We start from the raw sequence: 16,038 nt of genomic DNA on the forward strand, positions 1-16,038 counted from the left end.
GGCCATGACCAAGGACCAGCTTTTCGAGTTCTTCCGCCGCCTGGCGGAGAACAACCCCGAACCCGAGACCGAGCTTGAATACGGCAATGCCTACCAGCTGGTGGTGGCCGTGGCCCTTTCCGCCCAGGCGACCGACGTCGGCGTGAACAAGGCCACGCGTTCGCTGTTCGCCAAGGTGGAGACGCCCCAGCAGATGCTGGACCTTGGCGAGGAAGGCCTGATCGAGCACATCAAGACCATCGGCCTGTTCAACTCCAAGGCAAAGAACGTCATCGCGCTCAGCCAGCTGCTTGTCGACGAATACGGCGGCGAGGTGCCCGGCACCCGCGAAGACCTCGTCCGCCTGCCGGGCGTGGGCCGCAAGACGGCGAACGTGGTGCTCAACTGCTGGTTCAGGCAGGAAACCTTCGCGGTCGACACCCACATCCTGCGCGTAGGCAACCGCACGGGTCTCGCCAAGGGCAAGACGCCCGAGCAGGTGGAGGCCAAGCTTGAAAAGCGCGTGCCCCAGCCTTTCCGCCTGCACGCCCATCACTGGCTGATCCTGCACGGCAGATACATCTGCAAGGCGCGCACGCCCGAATGCTGGCGGTGCCCGGTGGTGGACCTGTGCAGCTATCGCAAGAAGGTGCTGGAGAAGCCCAAGGGGCGATAGGCGCGCAAATTTGATCTGGCGCATGGTCGCCGCCCCTCCCCCGCGCCATGACAAGGCCGGGGAGGATTACCGTGGCAACACATCCGGCAAGTGCGGCGCCGATCGTGGCTGACAACCTGACCGCCGCAGACCTGCGCGCGGCATTGGGCGCTGGCTTTCGAGATTTCCTGGCCTGTCCGCTTTACGGCCTGTTCTTCGGCGCCATCTACGTGGTGACGGGTCTGGCCGTCGCCTACGCCCTGTTCTGGCGCGGAGAGGCCGGGTGGCTGGTGCCGGTGACTGCCGGTTTCCCGCTGATCGCGCCCTTTGCTGCCGTCGGTCTCTACGAGGTCAGCCGCCGCCGCGAACTGGGCGAGCCGATCGGCTGGGGTTCGGTGCTGGGCGCGCTGCGGGGGCGCGGGGACGAGCAACTGCTGATGATGGGCGGCTTCGTATTCGTGGGCTTCAGCTTCTGGGTGATCATCGCACACGCCATCTTCTCGATCTTCATGGCCGAGAGCGGCCTCGGCGGGGAATCGCTGGCCGTCTTGCGGACGCAGGCGGGCCTGTGGATGCTGCTGGTGGGAACAGCAGTCGGCGCGCTGCTGGCCTGGGGGTTCTACTGCATCACCGTGGTTAGCCTGCCCATGCTGGTGGACCGCGACGTGGATTTCATCAGCGCCATCATCGCCAGCATCCGCGCGGTGCGCGCCAATCTGGGCGTGATGCTGGCTTGGGCGATAATCGTCGCCGCCAGCCTTTTCGTCGCGATGATACCGCTGTTCCTCGGGCTGCTGGGCGTATTGCCGGTGCTGGGCCATGCGACGTGGCACCTTTACCGGAGGGCGATTACTTCTGCGCCCTGACGCAGGGCCAGAGCACCTACCGGGCGGCTCCCGGAACAATGCCGGGACCTGCACGTTATCAAGCCGTTAGCCGAAAACCGAAATGACGGCTCCGCCGTCGGAAGGTACCACCATGACCGAGACCGGCCTCGTATCGTCACTCAATATCGTCACCCTTGTTGCAATCCTCGTTATTGCCGCGGGCCTGTTCTTCTATTTCATGCGCAAGCGATCCAATCGCCATCCCATGGATACGCCAGAGGGCAAGAAAGCCGAGGAGATGCGCCGTCAGGAAGCAGAGGAAGAGCGAACGGAAGAAGGGCGTCCGAAGATCTGACGGACGCGGTGCGCGCTAGAGCGTCTCCGTCTCGCGCACATATCCGAATTCGCCCGCGCCCGCCCAGTTGCGGCCATCGGGATAGCGTAGCTCAACTCCGGCAAGATCCGCAGGAACGGCCAGCAGCATGTTCACGCCCATCATGGTGTTGCCAGGCGCGGCGACCGCGCTTTCGGTCAGCACGAAATGGGTGGTCGCCCCGCAGCGAGCGCAGGAATGCACTTCCGCCGCGGGCTGGTCCTTGTCCGCGCGGCGATAGCCTTTCGTGGAGCCCGAGACCGTCACCTGGTCGGGGTGGAAGTAACTCCACCGCGCACCCATTTTGGCGCACAGCGTGCAATTGCACGCGTGGACGAAGTCGGGCTTTTCCGACACGGTGATGCAAACGTCGCCGCAAAGGCAATCGAGAGTCATCGCTCGCTCCTAGACGTCGTCCGCGCTGATCATTTCCTCGCGGTCGATATCGCCCGTCATGCTGGCAACGGTGGTAGCCACCGCCGCGTCGCCGCTGACGTTGGTTGTGGTGCGCATCATGTCCATGATCCGGTCCACGCCCGCCACGAAGGCGATCGTTTCCAGCGGCACGCCGACCGCGCCGAACACCAGCGCCATCATGATCAGGCCCGCGCCGGGAATGCCCGCCGCGCCCACGGCACCAAGCGTGCCGAGCAACGAGATCATGAAGTAATCGCCCCATGAAAGATCGACGCCGAAGATCTGCGCGCCGAACAGCGTCGCCAGGCCCAGGTACATGGCGGTGCCGTTCATGTTGATCGTCGCGCCGAGGCTGATCACGAAGCTGGCCACCGAGTTGCTGATGCCCAGGTTCCGCTCCGCGCAGCGCAGGGTAACCGGCAGCGTGGCGTTTGAACTGGCGGTGGAATAGCTGACGGCAATGGCGTCGACGATGCCGCGGAAGAAATCCACGACCGGCAGCCGGGCGATGAACTTGATCATCCCGCCGTAGACCAGCCCGATGATCAGCAGGCAGCCGAGATAGTTGAGGAACACCAGCTTGCCGAGCGCGGCCAGCGCCTCCAGCCCCAGTGTGCCCGCCACCCAGGCCATCAGCGCGAAAACGCCGAAGGGGGTGAGTTCCATCACCACCATCGTCACCTTCTGCATCACCACGGAACCGCTATCGAAGATCTTCAGCACGGGCTGGCCGTCTTCCTTCGCCATCAGGATGCCTATGCCCAGCAGCAGCGAGAAGATGATCAGCGGCAGCACGTTGACGTCGGCCATCACCTGCACCGGGCTTTGCGGCACCATGCCCAGCAGCATCTCGCGCCAGGTGGTCTCGTTCGGCTCGGGCACGGCGCCCATCTCGATCGACGACGTATCGACGCCCGATCCGGGGGCGACCACGGTGCCCAGGAACAGGCCCAGCCATACCGCGATCTGCCCCGTCACCACGAAGAGCAGCAGCGCGCGCCAGCCGATCCGGCCCAGTTTGCGGATATCGCCGATGGAAGCGACGCCAGCGACCAGGCTGAAGAAGATCAGCGGTACCACCAGCATCTTGATGAAGGCGACGAAGATGTCGCCGATGATCTTGATGCTCTCCGCACCCGGCCCCCACATGCGCCCGGCGATGACGCCCAGCACAAGGGCAACGATGACCCGCTGCCAGAGCGGGGTGGCGAACCAGCGTTTCATGAAATCGTAGTCTCCTGGGCCGAGAGCGCGGCCGTTGCGATCCGGCGGTAGATTGCCGTCAGCGTGGCAAGGTCGTCAACCGCTACGGCTTCGTCTGTCTTGTGCATGGTGGCGTTGACAAGGCCGAACTCGATCACCGGGCACAGGTCCTTGAGGAACCGCGCGTCGGACGTGCCGCCCGTGGTGGACGGCTCCGGATCGATGCCGGTCTCGGCCTTCACCGCGTCGGCGATGATCTGCGAAAATGTGCCCGGCGGGGTGAGGAAAGGCTCGCCGCTGATGACGGGCCGCGCGGTTCCGCCGTGCTTCTCGGCGATGGCGATCACCTTTTCCGATAGCGATGCGCCCGAATGCAGATCGTTGAAGCGGATCGAAATGCGCGCCTTCGCCTTGCCGGGAATGACGTTGTGCGCGCGGTTGGGCACGTCGAATTCGGTGATTTCGAGATTGCTGGGCTGGAACCACTCGGTCCCCTCGTCCAGTTCCAGCGCGTGCAGTTCTGCCAGGATGGCGACCATGCGCGGCATCGGGTTGTCGGCCAGGTGCGGATAGGCGACATGGCCTTGCGTGCCCTTCACCTCCAGCCAGATGTTCACCGAACCCCGGCGCCCGATCTTCATCATATCGCCCAGCCGGTTCACGCTGGTGGGTTCGCCCACCAGGCACAGGTCGGGAATGTCGCCGCGCGCGCGCATCCGGTCGATCAGCGCGCGCGTGCCGTGCAGTGCCGGGCCTTCCTCGTCGCCCGTGATGACGAAGCTGAGGGTGCCCGCCTCCCGCGGAATGTCGGCCACCGCGGCCACCATGCAGGCGATCGCGCCCTTCATGTCCACCGCGCCCCGGCCGTAGAGGAGGTCACCGCGAATGTCGGGTCCGAAAGGTTCGCTCGACCAGCCCTCCCCCGGCGGCACGACATCGACGTGGCCGGCAAAGGCGAAATGCGGCATGCCCGCAGGTCCGCGGCGAATGGCAAAGAGGTTCTCGACCGGCTCCTCGTCGGTTCCCTCGGCTCCCTCGCCGCGGGAAAAACGATCCACCTCGAACCCCAGCGGCGCGAGCATTTCCTCCAGCATGTCAAAAACCGGGCCGCGCGCGGGCGTCACGCTTTCGCACGATATCAGGTGCCGGGCATTGGCGAGGGGGTCGGCACTCACGCAGGGTCGCCGATCTCGAACTGCGAGATGGTCCACTGTTCGGCCATCGCCGCCTCGATCCACTGCTGCATCCAGTCATGCTCCCACAGCGCCTGCATGTAGGCTTGGGCAAAGCCGGGTACGCCGATACCGTAGGTGAGAAAGCGGCTGACCACGGGTGCGTAGAAGATGTCGGCCGCGCTGAAGGTGCCGAACAGGAACGGTCCGCCCTTGCCGAAACGCGCGCGCGCTTCCGCCCACAGGCCCAGGATACGCACGATATCGGCCGTGGTGTCGCCGGCCAGGTCCACCGATGCGCGAGCGCGGATGTTCATCGGGCAATTGCGCCGCAGCGACAGGTAGGACGAATGCATCTCGGCCACCATGGCGCGCGCCATGCCGCGGGCGGCATCGTCCTTCGGCCAGAACCGGTCGCGACCGACCTTGTCGGCAAGGTATTCGAGAATGGCCAGGCTGTCCCACACCACGACTTCGCCGTCCCACAGCACCGGCACCTTGCCCGCCGAGGGCTGGAATTCGCCGTCCTGCCGCTTCATCGCCTGCCAGTCGTCGCCGTCGATGTGGACCGTCAGTTCCTCGAAAGAGAGGCCGCTCTGCTTGGCCGCCAGCCAGCCGCGAAGCGACCAGCTGGAGTAGTTCTTGTTACCGATGATGAGTTTCATGGATGCGCCTGTCCCCGTTTGTGGCGGGCGTAACGGTTAAGGCAGAACGTGTCGAGCATGAACAATGAATTGCTCCGCGGGCATCACCGACAATGCTTAACCGGCATATTGCCGCTTTATTAACCATCACATGGCAAGACGGACGCTGCCCAGCGATCCGCGGGCGCGAAGAAAGGTGAAGAGTGGTCGAACAGACCTCCACAACCGGAAAAAGGGCCAGCCGGCTCGAGCGCGTCCGCCACGTCGCTTGGGCGGCGCTGATTGCTCTCGTCTTTCACGCAATTACCGTACTGGGTCCCGTGGACCAGGTGCTCTGGATCGCGCAATCCCGCCTTCATTCGGAGCCAGCCTCGGGCGACATCGTGTTCATCGGATCGGACATCGACCTGGCCGCAGCCAATTCCCCGACAGGGCGTGAAGACCTGGCCGAGCTGATCAATCGACTGGATGAAGCGGGTGTGGGCGCGGTCTACATCGATTTCGTGTTCGAGAACACGAGCGATGCCGAAGCCGATCGCGCGCTCAACAGTTCCTTGCGCAATTTCACGGGCGAGAGTTACCTCGTCCGCGACGTCGAGACCGGTTTGAACGGGCAGGAAGTGCTGCGCGACAGCGTGCCGCAGGTGGCGGGCGGTGTGGACCATGTCGCGTCCGAGGAGTGGGTCAGCTACCTCGGCTACACCTGGGACATGCGTTACGAAGTGCCCGTCAATGGCGAGACGCTTCCGAACTTTGCCACCCAGTTGGCCGGTGAGGAGAGCCGCAGCGACGCGATCTACCCGGTGAACTACGTTTTCGACCTCGCCTCGATACCTGCCTATCGCTTTGCCGATCTTGCCGGAGGCGAAACGGTCATGCCCGATCTTCGCGGCAAGTCCGTCGTGATCGGGCAGAGCGCCATCTCGGAAGTGCGGGGCCGCAACATCCCCGGACATCGCGCCGTGCCCCCGTCCATGGTGGCTATCTACGGCGCGGAAACCCTGAAGGCCGGCCATACCCGCTACATCGGCGGTCTCCTGATGATCCTGGCGGCAGTTGCCGCCTTGCTGCTGGTCGGCGCCGTCCATCGCCAGCGTTGGCGTTATGCTGCTTATGCGGGCGTTGTAGTGGCCTTTCCCGCGGTGATGGTGGCTGGCGCTTCCGTAGCCGTCCGCACGAGCGTGGCCGACGCGCTGCTTCTGCTGATGATCTACGGTCTCTATCGCATGCGCGCGGCCATGGGTCGCAAGATGCTGCTGGTCGATGCCGAAACCAATCTGCCGACGTTCGCCGCCCTGGAGACGGACAAGGACGTTTCCGAAGACGTGCCCGCCATCATCGTCGCCAAGATCCACCGGTTCGAGGAAGTGCGCCGCACCCTGTCTGAAGACCTGCACTCGGCCTACCTGCTGGCCATAACCGCGCGCCTGAAGGCCGCCACCCAGGATGCGACGATCTATCTTGGCCAGGGCCACCTGATCGCCTGGACCATGGCGGAGAAGGATCCCGCCCTGCTGCGCGAACACCTGGAAGGCCTGCGCGCGCTGTTCGCCTCGCCGCTGATGGTCGGACAGGAGCAGGTGGACGTCGGCATCACCTTCGGCATCGACATCACGCCGAGCCCCAATGTCGTGCGTCGCCTGGCCTCGGCGATTGCCGTGGCGGAAAAGACCAACGAGACCTTCGAGCCGATCGCCATTGCCGATTCCGCCTCGCAGGAAGACCTGATCTGGAACATCTCGCTGCAGGCGCGCATCGATGCCGCGCTCAGCAACGGCGAGATCTACCTCGCCTTCCAGCCCAAGATCATGGTGCAGTCCGGCGAGATCATCGGGGCAGAGGCGCTGGTGCGCTGGAAGGATCCCGTGAAGGGGCACATTCCCCCCGACCACTTCATCCGCCAGTGCGAAACCGCCGGGCGCATGAGCCAGCTGACCCGCTTCGTTCTCGAGGAGGCCTGCAGGGCCGGCATTGCGTTCGAGGAAGAGGGGCTGCACCTGCCCATCGCGGTCAACATCTCGGCCACGCTGCTGCACGAGCGCTCTATCGTCAGAATGGTCTCCGACATCCTCGACCGGAGCGGCTTCGAGCCTCACCGTCTGACGCTGGAAATCACCGAGACCTACCGCATTTCCAATCTCGACCTGGCGGCCGAAATCCTGGGCGAGCTGAAGGCGCTGGGCACGAAGATCTCGATGGACGATTTCGGCGTTGGCGCGGCCAGCCTCGAGGCGCTTCTGCGCCTGCCCTTCTCCGAACTGAAGATCGACCGGATGTTCATCGCCCCGATGACCAGCGATCCAAAGGCACTGGGGATCGTGAAGAACGTACTCCAGATGGGCCGCGATCTGCGAATCATCGTGGTTGCGGAAGGGGTTGAAGATGCGGGAACGTTAACCCTCTTGCGGGATTCGGGGTGCGTAGTGGCACAGGGTTTTGCGATTTCTCGACCCCTCAAATTCGATAAAATCCTTGGAAATCATAGGGCTAGCAAAACCGAAGGCTTAAAGAACATAGTTTAAACTTTACAAACATCTTTGGTTAATGCACGAAACTCCTGACGCAACAGGAGATTCGCTATGGGTCGAGGTATCTGGGACTGGCTGCTGGGCGGAAAGCACGGCTAAGTCAGCTGACAATCGAATAGAAAAAAGGCGCCCTTCGGCGCCTTTTTTGTGCCTGCAATCGACTTAAGGGCTGCCCCCGGGGCCGCCCCGTTATGGGCTCAGTCGCTGAGATCGCGCAGGATCGCGGCCCGCAGCTCGGCTATGCCCATGCCCTTCTCTGCGCTCGTCACGTGCATCTGCGGATAGGCCGCCGGGTGCTTGCGTGCTTCGTCGGCCACCTTCTGCGCCACCTGCTCCAGCGCGCTGGCCTTGATCTTGTCGGCCTTGGTCAGCACCAGCCGATAGCCCACGGCGGCCTCGTCCAGCATCGTCATCATGTCGCGGTCTGAATCCTTCAGGCCGTGGCGGCTGTCCACCAGTACCAGCGTGCGCCGCAGCGGAACGCGCCCGCGCAGGTATGTGCGCACCAGCTTGCGCCACTGTTCCACGACCTTCAGCGGCGCCTTTGCGAAGCCATAGCCCGGCATGTCCACCAGGCGGAACTGCGTGGGGTCGCCCACTTCGAAGAAATTCAGCTCCTGCGTGCGTCCGGGCGTAACCGACGCGCGCGCGATGGCCTTGCGGTTCACCAGCGCGTTGATCAGCGAGCTCTTGCCGACGTTGGATCGGCCGCAGAAGGCGATCTCCGGATAGTCGGGATCGGGCAGGTGCTTCAGCTGCGGAGCCGACAGCAGGAATTCCACCCGGCCCGAAAACAGGCGGCTCGCCTCCTTGGCAAGGTACTCGTCCTCGGGCGTCACTCCGCGGCCTTCTCACGCTCGGCAGCGCGCGCCTTTTCCTCGCGCTCCTTCGCCATCTGCGCCTTCAGTTCGGGATTGCGGGAATAGAGATACCACTGCTGCGCCAGCGTCAGGATGTTGTTGCTGATCCAGTAGAGCAGCAGGCCTGCGGCGAACGGTGCCATGACGAACATCAGCACCCACGGCATGATCATGAAGATCTGCTGCTGCATCGGGTCCATCGCCGCCGGGTTCAGCTTGAACTGCAGCCACATCGTGAAGCCTAGCAGCACGGCAAGCACGCCGATCGCCAGGAAGCCGGGCGGATCGAACGGCAGGAGGCCGAACAGGTTGAGGATGGTGGCGGGATCGGGCGCGGAAAGGTCGCGCAGCCAGCCGAAGAACGGCTCGTGCCGCATCTCGATGGCCAGCAGCAGCACCTTGTAGAGCGCGAAGAAGATCGGGATCTGGATGAAGATGGGCAGGCAGCCTGCCAGCGGGTTCACCTTCTCCTCGCGGTACAGCTTGGCCATTTCCTGCTGCAGCTGTTGCTTGTCGTCCTTGTAGCGTTCCTGCAGCGCCTTCATCTTCGGCTGCACCGCGCGCATCTGCGCCATGGAGTGGAACTGCTTCTGCGCCACGGGAAACAGGATCAGGCGGATGATCAGCGTCAGCGCGATGATGGCGACGCCGAAGTTGCCGAACAGGCCGAACAGGAAGATCAGCACCTGCCACATCGGCCAGGCGATGAAGCGGAACCAGCCCCAGTCGATGGCCAGTCCGAAGCGCTCGACGCCCTGCGCCTCGTACTCGTCCAGCACGGCGCTTTCCTTGGCCCCCGCGAACAGGCGGGTCGTGCGCGAGACGGTTTCGCCCGCAGGCACGGTCACCGCGTCGTAGATCAGGTCGGCGCGAAAGATGTCATTGCCGGTATGGCGGAACGTGCCGTCGGCGGCACCGGCCTCGTCGGCGATCAGCGCGCTCATCCAGTAGATGTCGGTGAAGCCGAGCCACTGCGTGGTGCCGGCGAGGTCCACCGGGCCTTCCTCGGCCACCTCGTCGTAATCCCAGTCGAAGTTCACTTCGCCCGAACCTTCGGCAATCGGGCCGGAGTGCACGTTCCAGGTGGAGGCGCTGGCGGTTTCGCTGGTGCGGTTCACGAAGGCATAGGGACGCAGCGCGATCGAGTCATCGCCCGTATTGCGCACGGCCTGGCGCACCGTGAACATGTAGTGCTCGTCGATCGCGAAGGTCAGCGTGAACTGCTGTCCCGCGCCATTGTCCCAGCCCAGCGTGACCGGGGTTTCCTGCGTCAACGTATCGCCGCCGATCACGCGCCACGGCGTCTGCGCGTCCGGCACCGAAACGCCCTCGCCCACCCAGCCGAACTGGGCGAACTGCTGGGCGCCGGTTCCGGCGGGCGCGAACATGCGGATGGGGCCGCTGTCCTGCTCCACCGTCTGACGGTGCGTCTTCAGCACGATGTCGTCGATCCGCGCACCGACGGGGTTGATGGAACCGGCGATTTCCGGCGCGTCCACGGTGATGCGTCCGGTCGCGCCCAGCTCGGTATCGAGGTCGCGCGCCTGCATTCCCTCGCCGACATCAATGCCGGTGGCCGCCACTTCCGGACCCGCACGATCCGTCGGCGCGTCCTCGCGGCTGGCCATGTTGGCGGGCACTTCCTCGGGCTCGGGGAAATAGGTTCGCATGGCGAAATCCCACCCGAACAGCAGGATCGCGCTCAGCACGACGGCGATGATGAGGTTACGCTGGTTGTCCAAGGTCGAAAATTCCGTCGCGTCTAGTCGTTGTGCGGTGCATCGGGCACAGGATCATGGCCGTGGCCCCCCCAGGGATGGCAGCGCATTATACGCTTGGCGGCCAACCATCCACCCCTGATTGCACCGTGCTTTTCCAGCGCCTCTACCGCGTAGGCACTGCACGAGGGCTGGTATCGGCAGGTTGGCGGCAGGATGCGGCTGGGTCCAAGCTGCCAGCCGCGCGCGAGAAGGATCAGCGCGCGCTTCACCGCTGGCCCTTCTTGTTGCCACGACGAGGGCGGCGGGCCGGATCGCCCTTCCCTTCCGCGGCATGCTCCAGGCAGATCGCCAGTTCCTTGCCCATCTGCGCAAAATCGCGGCCGATCCCGCCCTCGCGTCCGATCAGCACGTGGTCGTGATCGGGCAGGCCGTGCTCTGGCAAGGCCGCGCGCAGCAGTTCGCGAAAGCGCCGCTTCATGCGGTTGCGCACCACGGCGTTGCCGATCTTCTTGGTCACCGTGATCCCGTAGCGCACGCCCTGCCCATCGTTGGGCCGGGTCAGCAGCACAAAGCCGGGCCGCGCATTGCGAAGCCCGCGATTCGCGGCGAGAAAATCCGCGCGCCGGGTGAGGACCGTGGGGGTCATGGTGTGTTAGATAGGAAAGACACTTGCGCAGCGGAAGGTGGCACGCGCAAAAACGGGCTCCCAGAGGAGCCCGCGAGACCTGACGGCCGCCCGGAGCGGGCGCAGGTTGTCCCGGTCTTGGCGGTTAGGCTTGGCTTTGCCTGCGCGCCTGGCGATGACGCTCGCCCGAAGGGACGAGCGACAAACGAATCAGGCGCTCAGCTTCTTGCGACCGCGACGACGGCGGGCGCGCAGCACCTTGCGGCCACCCGGAGTGGCCTTGCGGGCGAAGAAGCCGTGGCGGCGGGCACGCACGAGATTGCTCGGCTGGAAAGTGCGCTTCATGGTCGAATACCTCGAGTATCAAAAAGAAAAGGGCCGCCAATCGAGGGGCGGCCTCACATGCAGCGCGCGATTACTGGAGGTCAGCCCCGAAGTCAAGATGGGCGAGCGCTTCCACGGCGCCGATTTCGCGGCTGCCGCCTGCGCCCTCGCCCACCCATTCGCGCATCTCGCGGCCCGTGAGCCAGCGCGCCTGTTCGAACGGCACCGAATTGGTCATGGCATAGAATTCGCGCGCCTGCACATCGTCCATGCCCATTTCCACGTAGTAGTCTATATAGCGGCGATGCTCGGGCGCGCCGGCGGGATAGTCTTCCGCGCCCCGGCCCCAGTCGTCCAGCCAGCCGTGCACGGCAAATTCGCTGCCCGGCGCAATCTCGCGCTTCGTGCCCGCCAGGAACAGCTCCACCGCGCCGGAGCGGACCGATCCGCCCTCGGCAGCGCGCGTGGCGATGCCGCGAGCGCGGATCGTGCGGCCCAGCGCCAGGTTGGCGCGGTCGTCGTGCGTGCCGGGCGCTTCCACGAATTCCAGCGTGTCCACCTGCGGAAAGGCTCGCAGCAGGGCCTCGAATTGCGCGGGCGAGGCGGCATCGGTGATGTCCACCAGCGCCGCCGTCTGGCGGTCGATCACGCGGAACGGACCGAAGGCGGCAATGGCGGCCTGCTCGGTACGGGCCTGCAGGGGCGAGACGTAGCGGGAGGCCGTGGTCTCCACCTCGACCCATTCCTCTACCACGGTCACGCCCTGCGCCGCGGCGGGCGCAGCAAGCGTGGCGGAGAGGACGGCAAGACATGACAGGACGCGCTTCATGCCGCCCAATCTGGCGTATCCGGCCTACGTCGTTCCCAACGAAAGAGGTTGCCACCGGGTTAACGACAACCGCGCCGCGCTTCCCCCTCGACAGCGGCCAGCTACGCGCTATCACGTTGCAAAAACGGGGATTTAAACTTGGTCGCATTGGTTCAGACGGTCGCCTATCTCGGCCTGGAAGCGCGCAGCGTGGAGGTGCAGTGCCAGCTGGCCGCGGGCATGCCGCGCTTTTCCGTGGTCGGCCTGCCGGACAAGGCTGTGGGGGAAAGCCGGGAGCGCGTGCAGTCCGCGCTGGCGGCGATGGGCCTTTCCCTGCCGCCCAAGCGCATCACAATCAATCTCTCCCCCGCAGACCTGCCCAAGGAAGGCAGCCACTACGACCTGCCGATCGCGCTGGCCCTGCTTGGCGCTATGGGAGTGGTCGATGCGGAGGAGCTGAGCGAGTGGGTGGCCGTGGGCGAACTCTCGCTCGACGGCAGGATCGTCGCATCGCCGGGGGTGCTGCTGGCCGCGCTCCACGCCAGCGAAAGCGACCTCGGCCTGATCTGCCCTGCCAAACAGGGACCGGAAGCGCGCTGGGCGAGCGGCGTGCGCGTGTGCGCCGCGCCCAACCTGGTGGACCTGCTGGCGCACCTTTCCGGCAAGCAGCAATTGCCCGAGCCCCAGCCGGGCGACGTGGAGGAGAACCACCACGGGCCTGACCTGAAACAGGTGAAGGGGCAGGAAACCGCCAAGCGGGCACTGGAAATCGCCGCGGCGGGCGGACACAACCTGCTGATGAACGGCCCGCCCGGCGCGGGCAAGAGCCTGCTCGCCAGCTGCCTTCCCGGCATCCTGCCTCCACTTTCCCCGGCTGAAGCGCTGGAGGTGAGCATGGTGCAATCGGTGGCTGGCCTGCTGGAAGGCGGGAAGATCAGCCGCAGCCGCCCGTTCCGCGCCCCGCACCACTCGGCCAGCATGGCGGCGCTGACGGGCGGCGGGCTGCGCGTGCGCCCCGGCGAAGTGAGCCTGGCGCACCTAGGCGTCCTCTTCCTCGACGAATTGCCTGAATTCCACGGCATTATGTAGCAAGCGCACCAATGCGTAGATGGTTATCCATCTGCGCGATGGCGGCTGTCATCATTTGCGGGGCTATCGTCTGCAAAGAGGTCGCCGGTCGTATCCAAGGGCTCACGTCTCGACAGGTAGAACAAGCCGCCGTTGCGGAGGCTACCAATGTCGGCCCAACGGTATTCGCGGACGGTTTTGTTCTTCCGAAATCGCGTGTCGAAGACGATCTTAATGCCCAACAAGAATTGCGTTTTGAACGACTCGAATTCATCCACTTGGGCGCGCGTGAGGATCAAACGCTCGAACACCTTGCGCGTTACGCCCTGTGGGCAGGCGGAAATCTCAATGGCCTTTTCGGTAAATTCGGCGTTGACCGGTTCCCAGCGGTCAAGAACGGCCGAGTATGTCCAAATTCGCAGATTTGTCGCCGGCAGAACGCCGAGATTTTTGATGAAGAACGTGAAGCCATAGCCCACTCCCTGTTCGTCAAAATCGAATCTCTCGTGCTCAACTTTGTCCAGATACAGGAATGGGCGCGTCTGGATTTCCAGCGAACGCTCGGACGTATCGGCAGCGCGCTTAGTGTCGCGCCAGGTCGCCAGCACCAAGTAAGCAACAATGGCACTGAGAGCGATGCCCAATACCGCCATCCCGCCCATTACACCCGTCCAGAGCGCCATCGTGCGCTGGGCGGCCAGATCATATTCGTTGCGTTGATGTTCGCGTGCGGAGTCGTTTATTTCATCCGCGCAAACATCGCGCTGCTGTCCGGCAAGACCCGAACATTCGAGCGCGATCTTGTCATTGGCATTTTCGGAATAGTCGGCGGCGTTGCGGGTAGCCTCAGTGTAGGCTTCGCGTTGCTCTAGATAAATCGGCCAAGCTACCAGCACTGCTAACAGCGCCGAGCCCGTTATGATGGCGACTAGTCCCCATCCAATCTTACTGAATTTACCCCTATTGCCGTCAAACATTGGACGAGAAACACCGCCGTGAATTTACCCCGGCTGATCTTGTTCCTGATATTCGGCTCCGAGTCCATCACCCCAATGTCAGCCAGCTTCCCGGCAAGCTCCGAATAAGTCACGCCTTTGCGTTTCAACTCGACTTTCAGGAGGGTCTTCACGTGATCCTCCCATTCCTTTTCTTGCACCGGCATATGTCGCTCCGTGTAGTGTGAATGTCACTATAGGCGATGCATTTGCACTTTACAAGGTGCGCTAATGTCGCTATATACGATGCATAAGCAACGGATATAATGACAATGGCACAACATTTCCTCCTCTCGGCCAAGGCCCGCACTCTCTCATTGGCGAAGGTATTTCGCATGGGCGAGGACGCGGCTTACGGGCTGTTCTGCGAAATGCGTTGGCCGGAAACCGATGGCGAACCCATCTGCCCGCGCTGCGGCTGTGCCGAGTCTTATCACATTTCCACCCGTCGCAAGTTCAAGTGCGTTGGCTGTCACCACCAGTTCAGCGTGACCAGCGGCACGATATTTGCCTCGCGCAAACTGTCCTTCACAAACCTGCTGGCGGCAATCGTGATCTTCGTGAACGGCGCCAAGGGCATCAGCGCCCTCCAGGCATCGCGCGATCTGGACGTGCAATACAAGACTGCCTTCGTGCTATTTCACAAGCTGCGCGAAGCGATGGCTCGCGAGTTCAAGAATACCAAGCTGAACGGCACCGTGGAAGTCGATGGCGGTTACTTCGGCGGCTATGTGAAGCCGGAGAACCGGAAGGCTGATCGCAAGGACCGTCGCCTTGTCGCCAACCGCAACAATAAGCGCCAGTGCGTTGTCATTATGCGCGAGCGCGAGGGCCGTTCGCTGCCCTTCGTTGTCGCCAATGAGGGCGATGCGGTGCCGTTCGTTCGCGATCACGTTGGCACTCTCGCCACGATCTACGCCGATGAAGGTTCAGGCTGGGATGCGCTTCACGCTGGTTGGGACACTAAGCGCGTCAATCACTCCGTTGCGTTCATGGACGAAGGAGTTTGCACCAACCAAGCCGAAAGCTATTTCAGCCGCCTCCGCCGCATGGAAGTTGGCACCCATCACCATATCGCGGGCCGCTATCTCTACGCCTACGCTGGCGAAGCTGCGTGGCGCGAGGATATGCGCCGCGAAAGCAATGGCGATCAGGCTATGATGCTGACTGGTGCTGCGATGACTTCGCGCCAGAGCCGTAGCTGGACGGGCTACTGGCAACGCGGCGCTTAATGCTCGTTATTTTCCGGTGGAATGGGGATTATTTCCGAACCAAGAACAGCCGCGTCATTTATGTCCTCCACCACGACGAACGGATCGTCCTTGTCGACAATCACGTCCTCGCCATAGTGCCGATAAATCTTGTAGGCCTCGCCCTCTTCAATGAGGACGAAGCCTGCAAGCAAGAGCGTCCCATCATCGACGCCATCTAGGCTAACGTAGAAACCCACTTAGACGGCGTGCGCGTATTCCTTAAAGGGAACGGCTCTCTTGTTTTTCCAATTGTTGACCGTTGCAGTGGCCCGCTTTTGCATAGCGGGCTTTTCGCCGCATACGCTGTAGTAATAGGTCAGCGCGGCATCCACCTTCGCCAACACATCATCTTCCGACTGAGCACGGAAGCAGAAGTATGGTGACGAATTGGACGCAGCAACGAATTTGCCATCTGGCAACTCGCCGACAAAAAAATGTCCCTTTTCAATCAGTTCCGTCACTTCTCGTCCTTTCGTTTCAAGCCCATCTCGGACTTGCGTCAACGCTAGCATAGCCAACGTTAACAGTGCATTTGTGGGGGATAACGACCCAAAAGGCAACAAAGTTTCATTTGGGTCTAGAACGC

At 63.3% G+C, this 16,038-nt stretch carries 19 protein-coding genes and 1 pseudogene; 6 read left to right on the plus strand and 14 right to left on the minus strand.

Annotated features, from left to right (window positions below):
• Nucleotides 1–4 precede the first annotated feature (4 nt).
• From nth to AAA989_RS04800, 3 genes are all read left to right on the plus strand, one after another.
• Nucleotides 5–655, plus strand: coding sequence for an endonuclease III (nth, locus tag AAA989_RS04790; RefSeq protein ID WP_338241519.1), 651 nt, complete (start codon nucleotides 5–7; stop codon nucleotides 653–655).
• Between the two features lie 71 nt (nucleotides 656–726).
• The gene (locus AAA989_RS04795; RefSeq protein ID WP_338241521.1) at nucleotides 727–1,500 is read left to right on the plus strand and encodes a DUF2189 domain-containing protein; all 774 of its coding nucleotides are present in this window, start codon (nucleotides 727–729) and stop codon (nucleotides 1,498–1,500) included.
• Between the two features lie 112 nt (nucleotides 1,501–1,612).
• Nucleotides 1,613–1,816, plus strand: a complete 204-nt coding sequence (locus AAA989_RS04800) for an LPXTG cell wall anchor domain-containing protein (RefSeq protein ID WP_338241524.1) — start codon at nucleotides 1,613–1,615, stop codon at nucleotides 1,814–1,816.
• Nucleotides 1,817–1,831: 15 nt separating this feature from the next.
• On the opposite strand, the gene AAA989_RS04805 is transcribed toward AAA989_RS04800, so the two are convergent.
• From AAA989_RS04805 to AAA989_RS04820, 4 genes are read right to left on the minus strand one after another with little or no spacing between them, the layout of a single operon-like run.
• Nucleotides 1,832–2,230 (minus strand): GFA family protein, encoded by a 399-nt coding sequence (locus AAA989_RS04805; protein WP_338241525.1) that lies wholly within the window; start codon nucleotides 2,228–2,230, stop codon nucleotides 1,832–1,834.
• A 9-nt stretch (nucleotides 2,231–2,239) separates the two neighbouring features.
• Nucleotides 2,240–3,475: a dicarboxylate/amino acid:cation symporter gene (locus AAA989_RS04810; RefSeq protein ID WP_338241526.1), complete on the minus strand. Its 1,236-nt coding sequence runs from the start codon at nucleotides 3,473–3,475 to the stop codon at nucleotides 2,240–2,242.
• A complete protein-coding gene (gene dapE, locus AAA989_RS04815; RefSeq protein WP_338241527.1) occupies nucleotides 3,472–4,629 on the minus strand; it encodes a succinyl-diaminopimelate desuccinylase in 1,158 nt (385 codons plus the stop codon). The genes AAA989_RS04810 and dapE overlap by 4 nt, the downstream gene beginning before the upstream one ends.
• Nucleotides 4,626–5,291 carry a glutathione S-transferase family protein gene (locus AAA989_RS04820; RefSeq protein WP_338241528.1) on the minus strand — a complete coding sequence of 222 codons (666 nt, stop codon included), beginning with the start codon at nucleotides 5,289–5,291 and terminating at the stop codon, nucleotides 4,626–4,628. The genes dapE and AAA989_RS04820 overlap by 4 nt, the downstream gene beginning before the upstream one ends.
• 299 nt (nucleotides 5,292–5,590) lie before the next feature.
• Between AAA989_RS04820 and AAA989_RS04825 the strand changes: the two genes are divergently transcribed.
• Complete coding sequence (locus tag AAA989_RS04825; protein WP_338241530.1) at nucleotides 5,591–7,792, plus strand: EAL domain-containing protein; 2,202 nt, start codon at nucleotides 5,591–5,593, stop codon at nucleotides 7,790–7,792.
• Nucleotides 7,793–7,995: 203 nt separating this feature from the next.
• Here AAA989_RS04825 and yihA read toward each other — a convergent pair whose 3' ends face one another.
• From yihA to AAA989_RS04855, 6 genes are all read right to left on the minus strand, one after another.
• Entirely contained in the window at nucleotides 7,996–8,637 is a 642-nt protein-coding gene (gene yihA / locus AAA989_RS04830; RefSeq protein WP_338241532.1) for a ribosome biogenesis GTP-binding protein YihA/YsxC, read from the minus strand.
• Nucleotides 8,634–10,400: a membrane protein insertase YidC gene (gene yidC / locus AAA989_RS04835; protein WP_338241533.1), complete on the minus strand. Its 1,767-nt coding sequence runs from the start codon at nucleotides 10,398–10,400 to the stop codon at nucleotides 8,634–8,636. Before yidC ends, yihA begins: the two co-directional genes overlap by 4 nt.
• Nucleotides 10,401–10,420: 20 nt before the next feature.
• Nucleotides 10,421–10,648, minus strand: coding sequence for a membrane protein insertion efficiency factor YidD (yidD, locus tag AAA989_RS04840; protein ID WP_338241534.1), 228 nt, complete (start codon nucleotides 10,646–10,648; stop codon nucleotides 10,421–10,423).
• Nucleotides 10,645–11,025 carry a ribonuclease P protein component gene (gene rnpA / locus AAA989_RS04845; protein ID WP_338241536.1) on the minus strand — a complete coding sequence of 127 codons (381 nt, stop codon included), beginning with the start codon at nucleotides 11,023–11,025 and terminating at the stop codon, nucleotides 10,645–10,647. The genes yidD and rnpA overlap by 4 nt, the downstream gene beginning before the upstream one ends.
• A 189-nt stretch (nucleotides 11,026–11,214) precedes the next feature.
• The gene (gene rpmH / locus AAA989_RS04850) at nucleotides 11,215–11,349 is read right to left on the minus strand and encodes a 50S ribosomal protein L34 (protein ID WP_137676786.1); all 135 of its coding nucleotides are present in this window, start codon (nucleotides 11,347–11,349) and stop codon (nucleotides 11,215–11,217) included.
• 70 nt (nucleotides 11,350–11,419) lie between these two features.
• Complete coding sequence (locus AAA989_RS04855; RefSeq protein ID WP_338241539.1) at nucleotides 11,420–12,157, minus strand: alpha/beta hydrolase; 738 nt, start codon at nucleotides 12,155–12,157, stop codon at nucleotides 11,420–11,422.
• Between the two features lie 138 nt (nucleotides 12,158–12,295).
• On the opposite strand from AAA989_RS04855, the pseudogene AAA989_RS04860 reads away from it, so the two are divergent.
• Nucleotides 12,296–13,210: pseudogene (locus tag AAA989_RS04860) on the plus strand (YifB family Mg chelatase-like AAA ATPase); the annotation flags it as partial.
• 38 nt (nucleotides 13,211–13,248) lie between these two features.
• Here AAA989_RS04860 and AAA989_RS04865 read toward each other — a convergent pair.
• Both AAA989_RS04865 and AAA989_RS16405 read right to left on the minus strand, forming a co-directional pair.
• Nucleotides 13,249–14,181 carry a hypothetical protein gene (locus AAA989_RS04865; RefSeq protein WP_338241541.1) on the minus strand — a complete coding sequence of 311 codons (933 nt, stop codon included), beginning with the start codon at nucleotides 14,179–14,181 and terminating at the stop codon, nucleotides 13,249–13,251.
• The gene (locus AAA989_RS16405) at nucleotides 14,133–14,366 is read right to left on the minus strand and encodes a DUF6471 domain-containing protein (protein WP_353527002.1); all 234 of its coding nucleotides are present in this window, start codon (nucleotides 14,364–14,366) and stop codon (nucleotides 14,133–14,135) included. Before AAA989_RS16405 ends, AAA989_RS04865 begins: the two co-directional genes overlap by 49 nt.
• A 105-nt stretch (nucleotides 14,367–14,471) precedes the next feature.
• On the opposite strand from AAA989_RS16405, the gene AAA989_RS04870 reads away from it, so the two are divergent.
• Nucleotides 14,472–15,431 (plus strand): IS1595 family transposase, encoded by a 960-nt coding sequence (locus AAA989_RS04870; protein ID WP_338241543.1) that lies wholly within the window; start codon nucleotides 14,472–14,474, stop codon nucleotides 15,429–15,431.
• On the opposite strand, the gene AAA989_RS04875 is transcribed toward AAA989_RS04870, so the two are convergent.
• Together AAA989_RS04875 and AAA989_RS04880 are read right to left on the minus strand one after the other, a co-directional pair.
• On the minus strand, nucleotides 15,428–15,649 hold the full coding sequence (locus tag AAA989_RS04875; RefSeq protein WP_338241545.1) for a hypothetical protein: 222 nt from the start codon (nucleotides 15,647–15,649) through the stop codon (nucleotides 15,428–15,430). The genes AAA989_RS04870 and AAA989_RS04875 overlap by 4 nt on opposite strands.
• Nucleotides 15,650–15,913: a hypothetical protein gene (locus AAA989_RS04880; protein ID WP_338241547.1), complete on the minus strand. Its 264-nt coding sequence runs from the start codon at nucleotides 15,911–15,913 to the stop codon at nucleotides 15,650–15,652. It lies immediately after the preceding gene.
• Nucleotides 15,914–16,038 lie beyond the last annotated feature (125 nt).

The sequence above is a fragment of the Aurantiacibacter hainanensis genome, assembly GCF_036321025.1.
Classification (GTDB): Bacteria; Pseudomonadota; Alphaproteobacteria; order Sphingomonadales; family Sphingomonadaceae; genus Alteraurantiacibacter; species Alteraurantiacibacter hainanensis.